The 20654-nt window shown below is 47.1% G+C and carries 16 protein-coding genes; 4 read left to right on the top strand and 12 right to left on the bottom strand.

Features of this window, described 5'->3' with window-relative positions:
- Positions 1-1106: 1106 nt before the first annotated feature.
- The 12 genes from lpxA to HMPREF2955_RS00920 all read right to left on the bottom strand — a co-directional run bounded on the left by lpxA (position 1107) and on the right by HMPREF2955_RS00920 (position 13704).
- Entirely contained in the window at positions 1107-1877 is a 771-nt protein-coding gene (lpxA, locus tag HMPREF2955_RS00975) for an acyl-ACP--UDP-N-acetylglucosamine O-acyltransferase (protein WP_070720084.1), read from the bottom strand.
- 18 nt (positions 1878-1895) lie between these two features.
- Complete coding sequence (locus tag HMPREF2955_RS00970) at positions 1896-3281, bottom strand: bifunctional UDP-3-O-[3-hydroxymyristoyl] N-acetylglucosamine deacetylase/3-hydroxyacyl-ACP dehydratase (protein WP_070720082.1); 1386 nt, start codon at positions 3279-3281, stop codon at positions 1896-1898.
- A 4-nt stretch (positions 3282-3285) separates the two neighbouring features.
- On the bottom strand, positions 3286-4326 hold the full coding sequence (gene lpxD, locus HMPREF2955_RS00965) for a UDP-3-O-(3-hydroxymyristoyl)glucosamine N-acyltransferase (RefSeq protein ID WP_070720081.1): 1041 nt from the start codon (positions 4324-4326) through the stop codon (positions 3286-3288).
- A 46-nt stretch (positions 4327-4372) separates the two neighbouring features.
- A complete protein-coding gene (locus tag HMPREF2955_RS00960; protein ID WP_070720079.1) occupies positions 4373-5593 on the bottom strand; it encodes an HD domain-containing protein in 1221 nt (406 codons plus the stop codon).
- A gap of 27 nt (positions 5594-5620) precedes the next feature.
- Positions 5621-6454: an orotidine-5'-phosphate decarboxylase gene (pyrF, locus tag HMPREF2955_RS00955; RefSeq protein ID WP_070720076.1), complete on the bottom strand. Its 834-nt coding sequence runs from the start codon at positions 6452-6454 to the stop codon at positions 5621-5623.
- 21 nt (positions 6455-6475) lie between these two features.
- On the bottom strand, positions 6476-7588 hold the full coding sequence (gene prfA, locus HMPREF2955_RS00950) for a peptide chain release factor 1 (RefSeq protein ID WP_070720075.1): 1113 nt from the start codon (positions 7586-7588) through the stop codon (positions 6476-6478).
- 7 nt (positions 7589-7595) lie between these two features.
- Positions 7596-8561, bottom strand: coding sequence for a hypothetical protein (locus HMPREF2955_RS00945; RefSeq protein ID WP_070720115.1), 966 nt, complete (start codon positions 8559-8561; stop codon positions 7596-7598).
- Positions 8562-8568: 7 nt separating this feature from the next.
- On the bottom strand, positions 8569-9732 hold the full coding sequence (locus HMPREF2955_RS00940) for an AIR synthase-related protein (RefSeq protein WP_070720073.1): 1164 nt from the start codon (positions 9730-9732) through the stop codon (positions 8569-8571).
- Positions 9733-9826: 94 nt separating this feature from the next.
- Positions 9827-10576: a shikimate dehydrogenase family protein gene (locus HMPREF2955_RS00935; protein ID WP_070720072.1), complete on the bottom strand. Its 750-nt coding sequence runs from the start codon at positions 10574-10576 to the stop codon at positions 9827-9829.
- A gap of 304 nt (positions 10577-10880) precedes the next feature.
- Positions 10881-11615 (bottom strand): bifunctional demethylmenaquinone methyltransferase/2-methoxy-6-polyprenyl-1,4-benzoquinol methylase UbiE, encoded by a 735-nt coding sequence (ubiE, locus tag HMPREF2955_RS00930; protein WP_070720070.1) that lies wholly within the window; start codon positions 11613-11615, stop codon positions 10881-10883.
- Positions 11616-11767: 152 nt separating this feature from the next.
- Complete coding sequence (locus HMPREF2955_RS00925) at positions 11768-12718, bottom strand: phosphoribosylaminoimidazolesuccinocarboxamide synthase (RefSeq protein WP_070720068.1); 951 nt, start codon at positions 12716-12718, stop codon at positions 11768-11770.
- Between the two features lie 26 nt (positions 12719-12744).
- Positions 12745-13704 (bottom strand): PhoH family protein, encoded by a 960-nt coding sequence (locus tag HMPREF2955_RS00920; protein WP_019188535.1) that lies wholly within the window; start codon positions 13702-13704, stop codon positions 12745-12747.
- 99 nt (positions 13705-13803) lie between these two features.
- Between HMPREF2955_RS00920 and HMPREF2955_RS00915 the strand changes: the two genes are divergently transcribed.
- From HMPREF2955_RS00915 to HMPREF2955_RS00900, 4 genes are all read left to right on the top strand, one after another.
- Entirely contained in the window at positions 13804-14607 is an 804-nt protein-coding gene (locus HMPREF2955_RS00915; protein ID WP_070720066.1) for a DUF5715 family protein, read from the top strand.
- Between the two features lie 52 nt (positions 14608-14659).
- Positions 14660-15568 carry a tRNA (adenosine(37)-N6)-dimethylallyltransferase MiaA gene (gene miaA / locus HMPREF2955_RS00910; RefSeq protein ID WP_070720063.1) on the top strand — a complete coding sequence of 303 codons (909 nt, stop codon included), beginning with the start codon at positions 14660-14662 and terminating at the stop codon, positions 15566-15568.
- 165 nt (positions 15569-15733) lie between these two features.
- A complete protein-coding gene (locus HMPREF2955_RS00905; protein WP_070720062.1) occupies positions 15734-18217 on the top strand; it encodes a transglycosylase domain-containing protein in 2484 nt (827 codons plus the stop codon).
- Positions 18218-18476: 259 nt separating this feature from the next.
- Complete coding sequence (locus HMPREF2955_RS00900) at positions 18477-20177, top strand: ATP-dependent DNA helicase (RefSeq protein WP_070720113.1); 1701 nt, start codon at positions 18477-18479, stop codon at positions 20175-20177.
- Positions 20178-20654 lie beyond the last annotated feature (477 nt).

Below are 20654 nucleotides of genomic sequence, written 5' to 3'. Positions count from 1 at the left end.
GCAAAATGAATTTTTATTTAAAAACACCGCCATTAGCACCTAATTTCGGCCTATTTGCAGCAAAATGAAGTGCGTTTTGGTGCAAAACGCGGTGCAATATGCCGCTAAACGCAGTGCGTTTTGGTGCTAAATGCAATGCGTTTTGATGCTAAATGCAAGGCGTTTTGGTGCAAAATGCAGTGCTAAATGCTGCTAAATGTGAGTCGAAAAGCATAAATATCCACTGCTATTGTATAAACAAAACCTTTCAGAAACGTTAAAAACATGGCTGAAAAGGGTAAAATAGCTGTTAAAAAGCAGATTTTGGGGGTTAAAAGTGAGTAATTGGGCTCGAGAAATTACGAGCCTTCAGCCAAACCAGAAAGGCAAAATGGTGCTAAATGGAGGTTTTTTACTTAAAAACGGACAAAACAAAAGGCGTAAAAAGCTAGAAACAGTGGCTTTTTACCCATTTTATAACCTGATTTTTCGCTAGAACGGAGTGAAAATTAGTACAAGATTGTAAAATAAAAAAACAATCTTTTTAAGTTTGGAGTTGGTGATTTTTTGAGTTGACGAGTTAGTGAGTTGGTAGGTTCTTGAGTTTGTAAGTTGATGAATTTGTAAGTTGATGGGCTTGCGATCTGGTGGGTTGACGAGTTTGTTTACTGATGCCTTGGTATACTCAAAAATTGATTGTTTTTCATAAGTCTACAAGCCAGCGAGCTAATTCCATCTCGCGCGCCATTTATGAGAGGAGAGTATATTTGCGCTGACTTCACAAAAAAACAACTCCGCTCAAGTTGTTGAAACATCAAAAGCCAAGTGGACTTCAATTCTTTCCCTAAACGTAGTCTTCCATTTTGCGACATTCACCTACACAATTTGCAGCGAACAGCATAGTTTTGGGCGATGAATAGCAGTGAGCTTTACTGCAAATTGCATACCATTTTGCACGTATTACACTTTTGCACAACACTAAATGGGCCTGTTATCCGTTATGTACATTTTTTACAAATTGCAGAACATGCCGTACAATTTGGGCTTAAACTAGATAAGATGCAAAGAAAAAACTCGCAAGTGCCAAGGCACTTGCGAGTTATACTATCTGTTATTGCATTTGCTGCTTAACGGACAATGCCGCGTTTTGAACTTTCAACAAAGTCGATGATGTATTGTATCTCCTCTGTTACTTGCAGGTTGTTACGTATTTCTTGTATGCCTTCGGCCATCAAGCCTTTCGAATAAAGCAGACGGTAGGCATTATGGATAAGGTCAATCAGTTCGTTAGAGAAACCGCGCCTACGCAAGCCCACAAGGTTGATGCCAGCAAAGCGCACGGGGTCTTTTCCTACAATGACGTAAGGGGGAATGTCTTGACTGAAACGACTGCCGCCCTGTACCATCACATAACCACCAATACGGCAGAACTGATGGCATAACACTGCTGCACTAACAATGGCAAAATCGTCGACAATCACCTCGCCAGCAAACTTAGTGGAGTTGCCAATAATGACATTTGAACCTATAACACAGTCGTGAGCGATGTGCATGTTCTCCATCAGCAAGTTATTACTACCTACTATCGTTACGCCCTTAGAGGCCGTACCGCGCGAAATGGTAACGTTCTCACGAATACTATTGTTGTCGCCTATCTCGCATAGCGTGTCTTCACCAACAAATTTTAAATCTTGTGGTTTGGTAGAAATGCTTGCGCCGGCCAATATTTCGTTTCCATTGCCAATGCGAGCACCGTAATTGATGGTCACACTGTTCTGCAAGTTGTTTCCGTCGCCAATAACCGTGTTACGGTCTATGTAACAAAATGGGCCGATAATGTTGTCTTTCCCAAGTTTAGCCTCGGGATGCACATAGGCCAAAGGACTTATTTGGTTCATAGCTCAGTGCGTGTCTTTTTACTTGTTTTTAACGATTTGTGCGGTGAATGTAGCCTCCGAAACCACTTGGTCGCCCACAAACATGTAACCTTTCATCGAACTGACACCATGCCTTACGGGGTGGAGCAGTTCTACACGGAACAACAATGTGTCTCCGGGAACGACCTTTTGGCGGAACTTCACCTCGTCGATTTTCATGAAATAGGTAGACCAGCGTTCGGGTTCTTCTAGCTGGTTAAGCACCAAAAGACCGCCACACTGCGCCATAGCCTCCACTTGCAATACGCCAGGCATCACGGGTTCTTGGGGGAAGTGGCCCACAAAGAAAGGCTCGTTGCTCGTTACGTTCTTCACGCCTACGATGCTTGTTGGGCCTAACGATATGATTTTGTCTATCAACTGCATGGGATAGCGGTGAGGTAGCAATTCGCGTATGCGCTTATTGTCCATCACAGGCTCGTCGTTGGGGTCGTAAATGGGTGCCTGCACCTCGTGTTTGCGAATGTCTTTACGAAGATGGCGTGCAAACATGTTATTGATGGTGTGACCAGGACGGGTGGCAATGATGCGGCCCTTGATGGGTTTACCCAGTAGAGCCATGTCGCCAATGATGTCGAGCAGCTTGTGGCGCGTACACTCGTTCTCCCAAACTAAGGGCTTATGCTGTATGTATCCCTGCTTGCTGGCATCCAAACGAGGAACTTTCAGCAAGTCGGCCAGTTGGTCTAGTTGCTCTTGGTCGATTATTTTTTCGTAAATAACGATGGCATTGTCCATGTCGCCACCTTTGATGAGGTTGGCTTTAAGCAGCGGCTCAATGTCGCGCACAAACACAAATGTACGTGCAGGAGCAATCTCGGTTTCAAAATTATCGAGCGAATCGAGTGTGGCAAACTGGCTATTAATGAACTTCGAATCGAAAGAACACATCGCCGTTACACTAAACTGGTCGTCGGGAAGGATGGTGATGCACGAACCCGTAGCCTCGTCTTTCACCTCAATCTTATGCCGGATGATGTAGTAATCTTTGGGTACGCTTTGTTCTTCGATGCCCACACGCTTAATTTGCTCGACATACATGATGGCCGAACCATCGAGAATGGGGAACTCAGGGCCGTTAACTTGTATGAGACAGTTGTCGATACCCATAGCGTAGAGTGCCGAAAGGCCATGTTCTACGGTGGAAACGCGCACATCGCCATTGGCAAGTACAGTGCCGCGTTGCGTGTCTACCACCCGTTCGGCCAACGCATCGATGATGGGCTGACCTTCCAAATCAATTCGTTGTATCTTATAGCCTGTGTTTTCGGGTGCAGGATTGAAGGTTACCGTGAGGCTCAATCCAGTATGCAAGCCTTTGCCATACAAGGAAAAGCTGCCTTTCAATGTTGTCTGTTTTAACATTGCGTTATGGTTTTATTTGCTTTTTTAATTCGTCAATTTCCTTTTGTAGCTCATTCAGCTGCTTATACATGTCGGGCAAACGCCTGAAAATGGCTTGCGACTTGAAGTAAGGCTTGAGCTCCATAGGCGGTGTTCCAATGAGTTGCTGACCATCTTTGAGGTTTCCAGGCACGCCCGATTGCGCCCCTAAGAACACCTTGTTGCCAATGTTGATGTGTCCCGAAACGCCAACCTGTCCGCCAAACATGCACCATTGGCCCACCTTGGTAGAACCTGCCACGCCCACTTGGGCAGACATAACGGTGTTTTCGCCGATGTCGGTGTTGTGTGCTATTTGCACAAGGTTGTCTAGTTTCACACCTTTACGTATGTAAGTGCTGCCCATTGTAGAGCGGTCTACGCAGGTGTTGGCACCTATTTCCACATCGTCTTCAATTGTAACTGTACCAATTTGGGGTATTTTGTCGTACCCATGGGCAGATGGGGCGAAACCAAAACCATCGGCGCCGATTACACAACCCGAATGTAGGATTACCCTATCGCCCACCACTACATCGTGGTAAAGGCACACTTGGGGATAAATAATACAATGAGCACCCACTCGCACGTTGTCGCAGAGTGTGGCATGAGGATACACCTGCGTGCCGTTGCCAATCACAACGCCACTACCTACATAGGCAAAGGGACCTACATAGCAGTTTTCGCCAACTGTGGCGTCGGGCGAAACAAAGGCCAAGGGGTCAATACCCGTTTTCTTTGGCTTGGCTGCCTCGTACATCTGTAATAGCTTGGCCACACACTCGTAGGCGTTATCCACCTTGATGAGCGTGGCCTTAACAGGCTTTTCCAGTTTGGTGTCTTTGTTTACTAGCACCACGCTAGCCTCTGTCTCATATATATAATGTGTATATTTTGGGTTTGAAAGAAACGAAATAGCTCCTGGCCGCCCCTCCTCTATCTTCGCAAAGGAGTGAACGGCAGCGTTCTCATCTCCAACGATTTCACCATCGACTACTTGTGCAATTTGCTTTGCTGTAAATTCCATTGGTTTCAGTACTGTTGAATAATTCTGCAAATATAGCAATTATTATTCAAAATCTTTGATAACAAAGGTAATATTTGCTGTTTTTCATGGAAAGGCGTGTCACATCGAAGAGTTCTGAGGCCTGCGAGATGTCTTTACACGTGCCGTCTTTACACTTGATGGTGATGTGGTCGTCTTCCATGTTATACATGTTTTTGTTCACAGTGTTTGCGCTCATCAGGTAGGTTGCATCGCTTGTCGAAAGCCCTGTGTGCGTGCAAATGGCAGCCAATCGTTCTTCGATAACGCCTTCGGGAATGGGTTCGTCGAACACCTCTACTTTGAAGAGTTTTCTGTTTACGAGGTCGTTTGCCAAGATGGACAACACTGGGTCGGCATCGTTCATCCACACCTTTACGCTGCTCCAAATGTCATTGTCGTCTAGCGAACAATAGTTTTGCAAGGCCTCGGCATGCGTTGTAAAAAAGTCGCGGTCTACATCGTTGGCCAAGAAGTAGGCCAAAGCAGGCGTGGCAAACAGCGAATGACCATTACGAACTAGATACTTGGCGCGTTTAAGGAGGTTAACCAAAATGGCCTCACAGCCTACTGCGGTTTTATGCAGGTACACCTGCCAATACATCAGCCTACGCGAAATAAGATAGTTCTCGATGGAATAGATGCCTTTTTGGTCTACCACTAGGGCATCGTTCTCCACATCGAGCATCTTGATGATGCGTGCCGAACCGATATTCCCTTCGGTAACGCCCGTAAAAAAGCTGTCGCGACGAAGATAGTCGAGCCTATCCATGTCTAGCTGACTGCTGATGAGCTGATGAAGAAAACGCTTGGAGTATTCGTTCTTGAAGATTTTGATGGCCAACGTGAGAGCTCCTCCCATCTCACGGTTCATCTTTTCCATCATCTGTAACGAAATATCTTCGTGCGAAATGCCCGATATAAGCGAGTTTTCGAGCACATGCGAGAATGGGCCATGCCCAATATCATGAAGAAGAATGGCTATCTGTACGGCCTCAACCTCGCTGTCGAAGATGAATACACCCTTTTGTTGGAGCGACAACACGGCCTCGCTAACCAAATGGAACGCCCCAATGGAATGCAAGAAACGCGTGTGCTGCGCACCAGGATAAACCACTGAGGCCAGGCCTAGCTGACGAATGCGCGTAAGACGTTGCATCAAGGGATGGCAAATAACGTCGAGGATTAGCCCGCGCGGTATCTTGATGAACCCAAAAACGGGGTCGTTGATGATCTTTATTTCACTCATTTATTACTGTTCGGTGGGCGATGTGTTTTAGAGCGTGGGCAAGATGGCTTTCAACTCGCTAGCCATCTCTTCTTGAACCTCGCGTGCTTTCTCGGCAGCCACTTGTGCAAAGTCGGTTCCGTTGCTAGCGTAGATAATGCCGCGCGAACTGTTTACCAACAAACCGCAATCCTTGTTCATACCATATTGACACACATCGTGAAGACTTCCACCTTGTGCACCAATGCCGGGGACAAGCAAGAAATGGTTGGGGGCATGGCGACGAATGTCCTTAAAGGCCTCGCCTTGTGTGGCACCTACCACGTACATCATATTATCTGCATTGCCCCATGTTTGTGATTTGGTAAGAACGTGTTCGAAAAGGCGAACGCCTTGAACATCTGCTATGAGTTGGAAATCGTGCGAACCCTTATTACTGGTGAGCGCCAACAATATCACCCACTTGCCTTCGTAGGCCAAGAAAGGCGTCACGCTGTCTTCGCCCATGTATGGGGCAACAGTAAGTGCATCGAGATTGTAGGTTTCGAAGAAGGTGCGGGCATACATCTGCGAGGTGTTGCCAATGTCGCCGCGCTTGGCATCGGCAATGACAAACTGTTCGGGATAGTTCTCGTTGAGATAAGCCACCGTACGTTCGAGGGCCAACAACCCCTTTACGCCTAACGATTCGTAAAAGGCAAGGTTGGGCTTATAGGCCACGCAATAGGGCGCAGTGGCATCGATAATGGCCTTGTTAAACTCGAAGATGGGGTCGTCTGCCTGCAACAAGTGTTGCGGTATCTTCTTGATGTCGGTGTCTAGACCTACACAAAGGAACGACTGCTTGGCGTGTATCTGCTTAATTAATTCTTCTCTTGTCATAAGAAAACGATGTGAATGGGATTATAATTCGGCCTCTTTCATTCGTTCGGTGTTCTCGGCAACCGACAAGGCGTCTATCATTGCCTGAATGTCGCCACCGATAAAGCCTTGAAGGTCGTGCGTGGTGTAGCCGATGCGATGGTCGGTTACGCGCCCTTGAGGATAATTATAGGTTCTGATTTTTGCCGAACGGTCGCCCGTAGACACCAAGCTTTTGCGACGATTAGCAATATCGTCAACATACTTTTGGTGTTCGCGGTCGTATATAAAGGTACGGAGTCGCGACAGGGCACGCTCCTTGTTCTTGGGTTGGTCGCGCGTTTCGGTACACTCGATGAGTATTTCTTCGGTCTCGCCCGTATTGGGGTTCTTCCACGGGTAGCGCAAACGTACTCCCGACTCCACCTTGTTAACGTTCTGCCCACCGGCACCAGAACTTCTGAACGTGTCCCACTTAATATCGCCTTCGTTGATGTTCACCTCGAACTTATCTGCTTCGGGCAACACAGCTACCGTTGCAGCCGACGTGTGCATACGGCCTTGCGTTTCGGTGGCAGGTACACGCTGCACGCGATGTACTCCCGATTCGTATTTCAAGGTGCCGTACACATTGTCGCCGCTCACGGCAAAGTCTATCTCCTTAAAACCGCCAACGGCTCCTTCACTTGATGCGGTAACAGAGAGATTCCAACCTTTGGAGTCGCAAAAGCGCTTGTACATGCCAAAGAGGTCGCCTGCGAAAAGCGCGGCCTCATCGCCGCCTGTGCCTGCCCTAATCTCCATCTGAACGTTCTTGGCGTCTTCTGGGTCTTTGGGCACAAGCAGTAGTTTTATCTCCTCTTCCAACTTCGGACGCTCCGCTTCGTTGGTAGATAGCTCTTCGCGCGCCATCTCTTTCATCTCGGCATCGCTTTCGTTGGCCAAAATGTCTTTGGCCTCGGCAATGGAATTAAGGCAAGCCACATAGCGCTTGCGTGCATTCATAATGTCGCCAAGGTCCTTATACTCCCTTGTCAACTTGACATAACGTTCTTGGTCGGCGATAACGGCAGGGTCGGTGATCAGCGTTGACACCTCCTCGTAACGGCTTTCCAGTCCGTCTAGCTTTGTTAATATGCTGTTTTGTTCTATCATACTTTAATTATACTTCTTCATCACCCCAAGGGATATGATGCTCATTACAATATTTCAGAATGTCTCCATCATTGGCTGGATATCTATCACAAATGCTGATAAGCGCCGTTTTTGATGGGTGGAAATGCTTATCATCAGCTGTAAGCGTTGCCTCTACCAACTTTATAAACTCTTTGAAATCGCAATTTATCTCACAAAGTTTGTCTATTGTGACAAAATCAAGATGTCTTTCCTTAGCGTCAAACCAAATTTTACTTTCATAAGGATTAGCTTTAAGATGGATAAAACCTATTCCAAAAGAATTATTGAGCCGTGCCATTTCATCTTTCAAATCCTCATTAATCTCAAACGCCACGAGATATCCTTTGTTTGACCAACTTGAATTTGACACAGCCTGAAAGAAACACTTCTTCAATTCATAATCGTTATCAATCTTTTTCTTCAATTCATAAGAATACAATAGTAATGAATCTCTCTTACTGATTGCTTTAAATAAAGCATTGCTAGTGATATTCTTCTGCTCAACAAATTTGGCTCCTATAATATCTGGATGAACCCATTTCTGATGTTCTTCTGCTTTTGAAGACTTTTCGTGGAAGATGGTCTTGGCTATAATTCCATTATAATTCAAAAAGCTGCACAACAAAGGATGCAAATCTCTTTCTTTAAAAGAAGAACGAGAAACGCCTAAAACTCCTGTATCAGCAGGAATCTTATCATTATTCTCTATGTTCTCTGAATATTTACTGAGATAATAGCTAAATATATTCTTATCGTTCTTTATACGTTTAACTCTGACATCGCCATGTTTTATCATACCCCCCATCTGTGCACCAACAGTTGCATCTGGGGTTTTCGCTACTTTATTGAACTCGAACAGTTTCTTGTTTATGATATTATCATATACTTCACGAGAAGTTGCTCCATTAGGAAAGTCTTCCAAACTAAGAAGTACAGCATCTTTTATCGTCATCATATTCTTAATATTCAAAAGTTCCATACTCTGAACGGATGGTAAGCGACTTCTTCCCTTCCTCTATACGCCCCACCACTTGCGCCTCGATGTTGAAACTCTTGCTAATGGCAATGATGCGTTCGGCAGGTTCGGGGCGTACATATATCTCCATGCGGTGTCCCATATTGAACACCTTGTACATTTCTTTCCAATCTGTTCCGCTTTCCGACTGAATGAGTTTGAACAGCGGCGGCACGTCAAACATGTTGTCTTTTATCACTCGGCAATCGTCGCTAACGAAGTGCAGCACCTTTGTTTGTGCGCCACCCGTGCAATGTACCATGCCATGAACATGGTTGCGCATTTCATCTAGCACCTTGCGAATTACGGGAGCGTAGGTTCGAGTGGGCGACAACACCAGCTGACCTGCATCAACGCCCAAGCCTTCAATAGCATCCGTCAATCGCTTTGTACCACTATACACCAACTCGTTATGCACGGCATGGTCGAAAGTTTCGGGATATTTCTCTGCCAGATATTTGGCAAACACGTCGTGGCGTGCGCTTGTCAGCCCGTTACTTCCCATTCCACCATTGTAAGTTTTCTCGTATGTGGCCTGTCCGCACGAAGATAATCCCACGATAACATCGCCTGGACGAATATTGGCATTGTCGATAACATCGCTCCGTTTCATGCGGCAGGTAACGGTAGAGTCAACAATGATGGTGCGCACAAGGTCGCCCACGTCGGCCGTTTCGCCACCCGTAGCATAAATACCCATTCCCATTTCTCTCAGTTCCGCCAACAATTCGTCGGTGCCGTTGATGATGGCCGAAATCACTTCGCCAGGAACAAGCATCTTGTTACGCCCGATGGTACTCGACACCAAGATGTTGTCAACCGCTCCTACGCATAGCAAGTCGTCGGTATTCATCACCACCGCGTCTTGGGCAATGCCTCGCCAAACGTTCAAGTCGCCCGTTTCTTTCCAATAAGCGTAGGCCAACGACGACTTCGTTCCTGCCCCGTCGGCGTGCATGATGTTACAATACGCATCGTCGCCACCTAATATGTCGGGAATGATTTTGCAGAAGGCTTGCGGAAAAACGCCCTTATCGATGTTCTTAATGGCGTTATGCACATCTTCTTTTGCGGCACTAACGCCACGCATCATGTAACGGTTGTTCATCTGTTTGAGTTTATTTGGGTGAAAAGTGTTGTTAAATAAAGTGGGATTACTACGCAGCTCTATTCATACATCGAGATGTGTCTAGACTATTGCATTATTCTCTACCATGCCAAAACTCCCAACTGGCAAAGGCTTGGAGCAATAGCATTTCAAGTCCGTTCTTGGTAATCGCGCCCCGTTCCCTACCCTTTTTCATAAACAGGGTTTCGTCGGGATTATATATTAAGTCGTAGAGCAGCGTGTGCTGGTCCATCGCATCGTATGGCAGTTTGGGGCATTCGTCGGTTCGCGGATACATGCCTAGCGGCGTACAGTTAACGATAACGTTGTACTCGGCAATCACTTGGGGCGTTACATCGTCATAAGTGATGGTGTTGCCTTTGCGTGTTGTCCTGCTAACGAAACGCGTTTCCAAGCCTAGGCTTTTCAATCCGTAGTCGATGGCTTTGGCCGCACCGCCTGTCCCGAGGATGAGAGCCTTGCGATGTCCAGGCTCGAGCATCGACTCTATGCTGCGCGTAAAGCCGATTACATCGCTGTTAAAGCCTTTTAGGTAGGGTTTCAAGCCCTTATGGCTCACCCTAATGACGTTTACCGCGCCGATGGAACGTGCCTCTGGCGATAAGTCGTCAAGGTATTTTATCACCTCTTCCTTATAAGGAATGGTGACGTTCAGCCCTCGCAAGTTGGGCGTTGTGTCGAGTATTTCGGCCAAGCTGTCTATGCTTGCAATTTCATAATTCTCGTATTCGGCGTCAATACCCTCGTTGTGGAATTTCTCATTGAAGTAGCTTATCGAGAAGCTATGCCCAAGCGGAAACCCTATCAGTCCGTATTTGTCCATAATGTTCCTGAATATTCGTGTTCAACTTGCCTTTACTAATATTACCTTATACCTGAAATCGGAAAGTGTAGCAGAAAAGATTTGGTTCTATAAACTCGTTAACCAACAAGTTGCCAACAACGCATCTGCACAATGAAGTATGTTACATATATACGTACAAGCACCGTTGTTGCGTTAGTACAAGCATCTTGTAGTAGTGCTATTCTTTGCTCTAAAACTGTTATTTACAGAACAATCTATTTTGCCGTCATTCCAAAAACCATTTTGTTTTAACTATCAGGCCTTTTCTAAAAAGTTCCCTTCGTTACTTGGTTGCCAGGTACATGGTGCAGATCCCGAACGTTAGCCGCTTAAACTTAACTTCTTCGAAACCTGCTTTCTTGAGAATTCCGACCATCGTTTCGCCTTGTGGAAAGGCTTCGACGGTGCTGATGAGATAGCGATAGGCACCCTTATCCTTAGATACGAGGCGTGCATAAAGCGGTAGCACGGTGTGCGAATATGTCTTGAAGAGCCACGACATGGGAAAACGTTTGGGAGCCGAAAGCTCTACGATGCTTAAATGTCCACCCTTGCGCAACACGCGATGCAGTTCGCCCAAACACTTGTCAAGGTCTTTAAAGTTGCGGATACCGAACGCAGCGGTCACTGCATCGAAACGTTCAGCAGGGAACGAGAGGTTCATGCAGTCTTCTTTCATAAACGACACCACGTTCCCCAGTTCTGCTTTCTCCACCTTCTTACGCCCAATCTCCATCATCCCTTCCGAGATGTCGGCCCCAATAAGACAGCAAGGTTTGAGCATTTTAGCGGCCAAGATTGCGAAATCGCCCGTACCCGTAGCTATGTCGAGCATCTGTTTGGGCTTGAACGGCACCAATTGGCCAATGGCCTTACGTCGCCAACACTTGTCTATGTCCCACGAAAGGCGGTGATTCAACACATCGTACGTCGGGGCAATGTTGTCGAACATCTTTTCAACCAACTCGCCTTTATCGCCTTGTTCACCATAAGGTTTTATCTCTTCTTGCTTATACATGGAGGATATGTGCCATTAAATAGGGATTGTAGATAACACGAAAGCCAACTTTGCTAGGCGTCTGCCCAGAGTGTCGTCCTTGCAGCTATCCTGATTATAACGCTTATTCTGCCCAAAACATGGATGAAAAAAGCGAAACTACGCCTACCGTTCTATTTGCCTTGCGCCAAAAAATCCGTTACGTTTTTCTCGATGCGAGCAGCCAAATCGGATTCGTCAGCCGCCTTATTAAACCTTTCGCCAGTGATATGCTCGTATAGTTCGATGTAGCGATTGCTCACCTCTTCTGCATATTCGTCGGTTATTTCGGGCATGGTTTGACCCGGCTCGTTCATGAAATTGTGTTCGATGAGCCACTGGCGCAAAAATTCCTTCGACAACTGGCGTTGCGGTTCGCCCTTAGCCAGCTTTTCTTCGTAGCCTTCGGCATAGAAATAACGGCTCGAATCGGGCGTATGTATTTCGTCAATGAGATACACCTTGCCATCGCGCTTGCCAAATTCGTACTTCGTATCTACGAGAATAAGTCCGTGTTTGGCAGCGATTTCCTGACCACGACGGAAGAGTTTCTTGGTGTAGTCTTCTATCACGGCATAGTCTTCGGCACTAACAAGTCCCTGTGCAATAATCTCTTCTTTCGAGATGTTGAGGTCGTGACCTTCGTCGGCCTTCGTCGTTGGCGTTACGATGGGTTCTGGAAAACGTTCGTTCTCCTTCATACCGTCGGGCAATTTCACACCGCACAGTTCCCTACATCCTTTCTTATATTCACGCCAAGCCGAGCCTGTAAGTATCGAACGAATGATCATCTCCACACGGAAGCCCTCGCATTTAAGGCCGACGGTCACCATCGGATCGGGCGTGGCCAACTTCCAATTAGGGCAGATGTCGGCCGTAAGGTCAAGAAACTTGGCCGCTATTTGGTTCAGAACCTGCCCTTTAAAGGGAATGCCTTTCGGCAAGATCACGTCGAAAGCCGATATTCTGTCGGTTGCAACCATCACGATTTTATCGCCGTCGATGTCGTACACATCTCTAACTTTACCGTGATACACACTCTTTTGTCCAGCGAAGTGGAAATCGGTTTGTGTCAATGCTTTCATCTCTATCCTTGTTTTTATGATGTATCCTATTCTTTCTCTTTATTTCTTTCAGTTTCGTAATATGCCTCATAAGCATTTACGATACGTGTAACGAGCTTGTGTCGCACAATATCCTTTTGGTCGAACTGCACAGTTGCAATGCCCTTTACGTTGCGCAAGATGTCTAATGCCACCCGCAAACCGCTCTTTTGTTCCCTTGGCAGGTCTATTTGCGTTAGGTCGCCTGTTACAATCATCTTGGTGTTTGTACCCATACGCGTTAGAAACATCTTTATTTGAGCCATAGTGGTGTTCTGTGCCTCGTCTAAAATAACGATGGCATCAGTGAGTGTTCTACCGCGCATGAAGGCCAACGGAGCTATCTGTATCACATGTTTCTCCATCATGTCTTGCAGCTTTACGGCAGGAATCATGTCTTCCAACGCATCGTACAGCGGTTGCAGATAGGGGTCTATCTTCTCTTTCATATCACCAGGTAGAAATCCCAGTTTCTCGCCAGCCTCTACTGCGGGTCTACTAAGGATGATTTTCTTAGCTGTTTTCTCCTTCAAGGCTTTCACTGCCAAGGCGATGCTCAGGTAGGTTTTACCCGTTCCTGCTGGTCCAACGGCAAATACCAAGTCGTGACGTTCGTAAGCGTCTACCAATCGCTGTTGGTTTTCGCTCCTGCTCTTTATGGGTTTGCCCGTGATGTTGTACACAATAACATCTTTAATGGCATCGGCCTTGGTGCGTTTACCCTTAATAATGTCGAGAATGTCTTCTTCGTTGATGGCATTGTATTTAAGGATATGTTTCCTTATGCCTTCGGTCTTCTCTTCGAAGATAGCCATCTCTTCCTCATCACCCAACACGCGGATGACATTATCGCGAGCAACGATGCGCAATTTGGGGAACAGCGACTTTATCATTTGCAGATACCCGTTGTTCACCCCATAAAACATTACGGGGTCAATATCTTCAAGTACAATATGCTTCTCTACCAATGTCGTAATTCCTAAATATAATATTAGTGCAAAATTACAAAAAGCTTTCCATAACCCAACACTTTTTTCTATCTTTGTGGCGCAATTAAACGTTTTTCAATGAGATTGACAAAGAACCAGTTTTTAAAGGCTTTCGCCGCGGTGGTTGTTTTGTTGGCCGTGGTGCGGGTGGTTTTCCCTTCCATCGCCAAACCTGCCAATGCAAAGAAGAAGACAGAAACCAAGGGACAAGACATCAGCGAAGATGCCGAAAGAAACGCGCATGCCGCAGTACAACCCGTGGATGGAAAGCTAACCAAACTGAAATTTTTCAAGGCCGACGGCTCACCCGTGAAGAACCGCATACTGAGTGTTCCCAACTTTTCGAAAGCATTCCCCGACCTTAACGACGTGCAGTTGGAGATGGCACAGAAGTATGGCGTTAAGCCCGTGGCCGACCGCAAGGAGGCGGAAAACCGAAAAGCAGAGCTGGTGTACATGGCTAGCAGTCCCTATTACCATGTAGACAAGCTGAACAATAGCGTGCCTTACCTGGTGCCAAGGGCGGCCGTACTGCTGAACGACATTGGCCGAAACTTTTTCGATAGCCTGCAAATTAAGGGTATTCCACTGCATAAGTTCATCGTAACGAGTGTTCTTCGAAGTGAAGCCGACGTGAAAAAGCTACGCGGACACAACGGCAATGCCTCCGAAAACAGCTGCCACAGGTTCGGTACAACATTCGACATTGCCTACAACAGATACAAAACAGTGGAATCGCCCGACGGTCCTGTGCGCCGAAAGGTGAGAAACGATACGTTGAAATGGGTAATGAGCGAGGTTTTGAACGACTTGCGACGAAACGAACGCTGCTATATTAAATACGAAGTGAAACAAGGTTGTTTCCATGTCACGGTGAGATAATTGTTGCAAGCAAATATCTCATCATCCTGCTGTATATATAATAAGGTGTAATATGAAAACACTTATCGTTGTTCTTGGACCTACGGGTGTTGGCAAAACAGCACTTTGCCTGCATCTTGCCAAGCGTTATGCCGCGCACATCATCAGCGCCGACTCGCGGCAGATGTTTGCCCAACTACCCATCGGAACTGCTGCCGCCACTCCCGAAGAGCAACAACAAGCCACCCACCACTTCGTTGGCCATCTCAAACTTGACGAGTATTATAGTGCATCGTGCTTTGAAACCGACACGCTTGCCTTGCTCGACCAGCTTTTCGCCAACGGCAACGTGGCCTTGATGACGGGCGGCAGCATGATGTACATTGATGCCGTTTGCTATGGTATAGACGACATTCCAACCGTCGATGACGACACACGGCAACACGTAAAGCAACTTCTGGAACAGCAAGGGCTGCCTGCCCTTGTTGAGATGCTTAAACAATTAGACCCCGAACATTACGATTTCGTTGACAAACAAAACCCCAGAAGGGTGTGCCACGCCCTTGAAATATGCCTGATGACGGGCAACACATACACCTCGTACCGAAAAAAAGAGCGCAAACAACGTCCGTTCAACATCATTAAGATTGGCCTGAACCGTCCGCGCGAAGAGATGTACAATCGCATCAACCAACGGGTGTTGCAGATGATGGCCAATGGATTAGAAGAAGAGGCGCGCCGCGTTTATCCCCTGCGGGGGCTAAATTCGCTCAATACCGTGGGGTATAAGGAACTGTTCGCCCATTTCGATGGCACCATTCCCTTGGAAGAGGCTGTAAGACAAATACAATCCAACACGCGCAGATACATGCGCAAGCAACTAACATGGTTTAAGAAAGACCCTGAAATAAAGTGGTTTTATCCCGACAACACAGAAGAAATTACAAATTATATCGACAGTTTTGTCGGGATAACAGATTAAATACGTAAATTTGCAACAGGTAAACCACACGTTGCACCTGCATTATGAGCATGTGAACAGCGGCGCGGCTTATGCCAAACAATAAGAAGAACACAGGCCCGATGCGCCTCCGAAAACAATCGACAGGACAAAGGCGTTGTCTTCTCAACCAACCAACAACTGATTATGCGAAAGAAAATCGTGCAAGGCGCGAAATGGTGCGCCACTAAGTTAAAGGCATTTTGGAAATGGTATAAAGGCCTATACAAAGGCCGCAAATGGTATTTCAAAACGGGTGTGGTCGTTGCATCGGCGTTTGTTGCCTTCTTTGTCTATCTGGGTATGGTAGACATCAACTTCCTTTGGCTCTTTGGCAAGTCGCCGGGATGGTCCACCATCAACAACCCCATAACTGCGCAAGCCTCTGAAATATACAGTGCCGACGGAAAACTCATCGGCAAATATTTCAACGAAAACCGCACGCCTGTAACCTACGGCGACGTTAACCCCGTGTTTTGGAATACCCTTATCGACACCGAAGACGAGCGTTTTTACAGCCATTGGGGGGTAGACCCCATCGGAATGTTCGCTGCCGCCAAGGATGCCGTTACCAAAGGCGACGGCCGCGGTGCATCTACCATCACCCAGCAGCTGGCCAAAAACCTTTTTAGGGTGCGCACCGAATATTCTACGGGCTTGCTTGGCAAGATTCCTGGCATACGTATGCTCATCATGAAAACCAAAGAATGGATTATCGCCACCAAGTTGGAGCTGAGCTACGACAAGAACACCATCCTCAGTATGTATGCCAACACGGTGGATTTTGGTTCGTCGGCATACGGCATTAAGACGGCTTGCAAAACCTATTTCAACATCACGCCCAAAGATTTGACGGCCGCGCAGTCGGCTACGCTTGTGGGCATGCTCAAAGCCACAACCACGTACAACCCCATAACGCATCCCGAAAATAGCCTGAAAAGGCGCAACACCGTGTTAGCCAACATGGTTAGGCGAGGCCATCTAAGCCAAGCTGTGTACGATTCGCTCTCGCAAACGCCTCTTAGCCTTAAATACAACGTTGAGACCAATTACGACGGACAGGCCAATTATTTTAGGGAGGCAGTGGCCGACTACCTCAAAGACTGGTGCGAAGCCAATGGTTACGACCTTTACACCAGTGGCTTGAAGATTTATACCACCCTCGACACACGTATGCAAAAATACGCAGAGGATGCCGCCACCAAACAAATGCGGCAGGTTCAGCAAAACTTCAAGAACCATTGGGGAAAGAACGACCCGTGGATTGACGAGCGCGGAAGGGTGATACCCGACTTCATCGAGGGCATCGCACGCAAACAACCCGTGTATAATTGGCTGTTGGAGAAATTCCCCAGCCAGCCCGACTCCATCACGTATTATCTCAACAAGCCACATAAGGTTAAGCTTTTCGACTATGCCAAGGGCTCTATCGAGATGAATATCTCTACGATGGACTCCATCCGCTATATGGTTCGTTTCATGCACTGTGCGTTTGTGGCAATGGAACCACAAACTGGAGCAGTGAAAGCATGGGTGGGCGACATCAACTTCGATGCATGGAAGTACGATAAGGTAAAGGCCATGCGCCAGCCTGGTTCCACCTTTAAACTTTTTGTTTATACCGAGGCCATGAACCAAGGCCTTACGCCTTGCGACAAACGCCGCGACGAATACATCACGATGCAGGTGTACGACAAAAAGAAACACGAGGTGGTTACCTGGACTCCCTCTAACGCCAATGGTTCGTTCTCTGGCGACTCAATGCCGTTAAAGTCGGCTTTTGCCAAGAGTATCAACTCGGTGGCTGTGCGCCTTGGCCAAGAAATGGGCATCAAACGCATTATCGAGACTGCCGAGAAGATGGGCATTAAGAGTCCGCTAGAAGATGCGCCCTCGCTAGCACTTGGATCGAGCGACGTCAACCTGCTCGAACTAACCAACGCCTACTGCACCATTGCTAACGACGGTATGCACCACGAGCCCGTACTTGTTACCCGAATAGAAGACAAAGACGGCAAAGAAGTGTTCCTTGGCCCAGCCACATCAGAACAAGCCGTGCCTTACAAAACAGCCTTCCTCGTACAACAGCTGCTGATGGGCGGCATGCGCGAGCCTGGCGGAACTTCTCAAAGCCTTTGGGGATATGTGGGCGACTATCGCGATACCGACTTTGGGGGAAAGACGGGTACGTCTAACAACCACTCCGACGCATGGTTCATGGGCGTTAGTCCTAAACTTGTGGTTGGCGCGTGGGTTGGTGGCGAATACCGAAGTATACACTTCCGCACGGGCGCACTAGGACAAGGAAGCCGAACGGCTCTGCCTATCTGTGGATATTTCTTACAGTCGGTGTTCCGCGACCCTGCATTTAAACAATATCATGGCAAGTTTGGAAAACCGCGAGATGCAGACATAACGCGCGACATGTACCTGTGTGACAGTTATTATCCGCGAGCGAAAAAAGACACAACAGAAACCGATAGCACGGGGGGAGAAGGTATCATCATTCTCGACGGCAATGGAAATCCCATCAGGGAAATTTCACCAGGCGACCTTCTCCCCTCCGAGCAAGGTCAAGAGAAAAAGCGTTCTCGCCCCACCGAGCAGCCGCTAAATCTCGATGAGCTATAACACGCCACGATATATTGCACGCCATTGCACACCTCATCCAGTAAGTCAACGCGCGGCGGATTTCGCCAACAGGCATCCGCCACATTACAATTTTCTATTCTGATTGCCGTGTCAAACGCGTTTAGTACCAAATTAGTACACATATACGGTGAAAGACAAGTCAACACAGACCGACTTTGATTAAGCCATCCTAAGACAGATTTGACAGAACAACGTGAACAACGATACGCCCAACCAAATAGACTTAGAGAACGAGGAGATGCAAAAGGCTCTCCAAATCATACAGTTTACCCGTCGCTCGCTCTTCCTAACGGGAAAGGCGGGCACGGGTAAATCAACGTTTATGCGCCACATCGCGGCCACCATCAAGAAAAAACACATCATCCTAGCACCAACGGGTATCGCTGCCATCAACGCTGGCGGAAGTACCTTGCACAGCTTTTTCAAACTGCCTTTCCATCCCTTGCTGCCCACCGACAAACGCTATTCCACGCGCAACATTCGCAACACGCTTAAATATAATGGCGAAAAAACAAAACTCTTACGCGAGGTAGAACTCATCATTATCGACGAGATATCGATGGTTAGGGCAGACATCATCGACTTTATCGACAAGGTTCTGCGCATCTACAACCGCAATATGCGCGAGCCTTTCGGTGGGAAACAGTTACTCTTGGTTGGCGACATCTATCAGCTCGAACCCGTAATAAAAGAAGACGAACGCCAATTACTTCGTCCGTTCTACCCCTCTTGTTTTTTCTTCGATGCCCATGTGTTCAGAGAAATGCAACTCATCGCAGTAGAACTGAGGAAAGTTTACAGACAAAGGGATGCACAATTCATTTCCCTACTCGACCACATACGCACCTCGCACGTTTCGGATAGCGACCTGCGACTACTTAATGCGCGAGTTAACGCCGAGATAGGAACAGAAGAAGGACGCTTATCCATCACGTTATCGGGGCGTAGAGATACCGTTGACTACATCAACGAGAAACAGCTCAACACCCTACCCGACGAACCAACAATATTCTATGGACACATCGAGGGCGAGTTCCCAGAGAGCAGTTTGCCCACACCAATAGAACTGGAAGTGAAAACTGGCGCACAGGTTCTGTTCATCAAGAACGACAAAGAACGTAGGTGGGTGAACGGCACGCTAGGAACTATCATCGGGTTTGGCGACGAACAAGACGGCATTATATACGTGCGAACCGAAGACGGACGCGACTTTGACGTGGAAAGGGAGATTTGGTCGAACGTGCGATATACCTTTAACGAGAAAGAACAAAAGATTGAAGAAGAGGAAATAGGTAGCTATCGGCAGTTCCCTATCCGCTTGGCATGGGCCATCACCGTACACAAGAGCCAAGGCCTAACCTTTAACAACGTAAAGATAGACTTCACTGGCGGCGTATTCGCTGGTGGACAAACCTACGTGGCCCTATCGCGTTGCACCTCTTTGCAAGGCATTAGTCTGCAAGAACCCATCCGCCGAGAAAACATTTTCGTACGGACGGAGGTCACCAACTTCGCGCGCAATTACAACAACCTCAACATCATCAACTCGGCTTTGCAAGAAAGCAAGGCCGACAAACAGTATAACGATGCCATAACCGCCTTCGACAAGGGCGACATGCAAGCGGCCATCGACAACTTCTTTCTAGCCATCCACAGCCGATACGACATTGAGAAACCCGCTGCCAAAAGGCTTATCCGCAAAAAGCTGAACATAATCAACCTGCTAAAACAGCAGCTGGAAGAGGCACGCACTATGGAAATGCAACGTGCAGAACAACTGAAACGCTTAGCCGCCGAATACACATTACTAGGCAAGGAGTCTGAAAAGGAGGGCATGCCCCAAGCTGCCATCAGGAATTATGAAAAGGCATTGGAGCTATGGCCCGACTTACCCGAGGCCAAACGCAAGCTGAAGAAATTGAAAAAATCGGGAGATTAAGGTAGCTTTGATATATTTTGAAGGAGATTTCTTATACAAACATTGCAATAAACTAATTAGGGTGTCCAGTTCGCTGTACCAATTTTAGCTCGCTTTTCTGAGCGTTTTGGTTCGTTCTGTAACCCAGTTCGTGGACAGGTGCTCGGTTGACCAAGCACAGATGTCCTTCAGTTTAACGTTTACAATGCGCTCTTTGAAATTGATTGTTTTTGTAACGGATTGGTTCGTGACTTTTGAATACGTTACTTGTTATGCAGCAGGTTGAACTTATAACTGTTCAGCGACCGCTATACGGGGTAGAAATAAAGTCGTCCTACATGTAACTATTCAGCAATAAGGCGTATGAACTATTATTGATTATCAGCAAGTTACACAAACAGACACATACAAATTCTGGTAAAATAATGTCATTTCGAGTCTTTTGCCACAACATTACGTTTATAAGTTCTTGATAATCAACGTTCATTATTGCTGAAT

The sequence above is a fragment of the Prevotella sp. HMSC073D09 genome (assembly GCF_001814145.1).
Lineage (GTDB): Bacteria > Bacteroidota > Bacteroidia > Bacteroidales > Bacteroidaceae > Prevotella > Prevotella conceptionensis.
Note: the sequence above shows the minus strand (reverse complement) of the source record. Positions and strands in the feature narration are given on the sequence as shown.

Coding starts and splice junctions, on each gene's coding strand:
- HMPREF2955_RS00900 (WP_070720113.1), top strand. CDS start 18,477: ATGCAAAAGGCTCTCCAAATCATACAGTTTACCCGTCGCTCGCTCTTC.
- HMPREF2955_RS00970 (WP_070720082.1), bottom strand. CDS start 3,281: ATGTTAAAACAGACAACATTGAAAGGCAGCTTTTCCTTGTATGGCAAA.
- miaA (WP_070720063.1), top strand. CDS start 14,660: ATGAAAACACTTATCGTTGTTCTTGGACCTACGGGTGTTGGCAAAACA.
- HMPREF2955_RS00945 (WP_070720115.1), bottom strand. CDS start 8,561: ATGACGATAAAAGATGCTGTACTTCTTAGTTTGGAAGACTTTCCTAAT.
- HMPREF2955_RS00925 (WP_070720068.1), bottom strand. CDS start 12,718: ATGAAAGCATTGACACAAACCGATTTCCACTTCGCTGGACAAAAGAGT.
- HMPREF2955_RS00905 (WP_070720062.1), top strand. CDS start 15,734: ATGCGAAAGAAAATCGTGCAAGGCGCGAAATGGTGCGCCACTAAGTTA.
- ubiE (WP_070720070.1), bottom strand. CDS start 11,615: ATGTATAAGCAAGAAGAGATAAAACCTTATGGTGAACAAGGCGATAAA.
- HMPREF2955_RS00935 (WP_070720072.1), bottom strand. CDS start 10,576: ATGGACAAATACGGACTGATAGGGTTTCCGCTTGGGCATAGCTTCTCG.
- pyrF (WP_070720076.1), bottom strand. CDS start 6,454: ATGACAAGAGAAGAATTAATTAAGCAGATACACGCCAAGCAGTCGTTC.
- HMPREF2955_RS00960 (WP_070720079.1), bottom strand. CDS start 5,593: ATGAGTGAAATAAAGATCATCAACGACCCCGTTTTTGGGTTCATCAAG.
- prfA (WP_070720075.1), bottom strand. CDS start 7,588: ATGATAGAACAAAACAGCATATTAACAAAGCTAGACGGACTGGAAAGC.
- lpxA (WP_070720084.1), bottom strand. CDS start 1,877: ATGAACCAAATAAGTCCTTTGGCCTATGTGCATCCCGAGGCTAAACTT.
- HMPREF2955_RS00940 (WP_070720073.1), bottom strand. CDS start 9,732: ATGAACAACCGTTACATGATGCGTGGCGTTAGTGCCGCAAAAGAAGAT.
- HMPREF2955_RS00915 (WP_070720066.1), top strand. CDS start 13,804: ATGAGATTGACAAAGAACCAGTTTTTAAAGGCTTTCGCCGCGGTGGTT.
- lpxD (WP_070720081.1), bottom strand. CDS start 4,326: ATGGAATTTACAGCAAAGCAAATTGCACAAGTAGTCGATGGTGAAATC.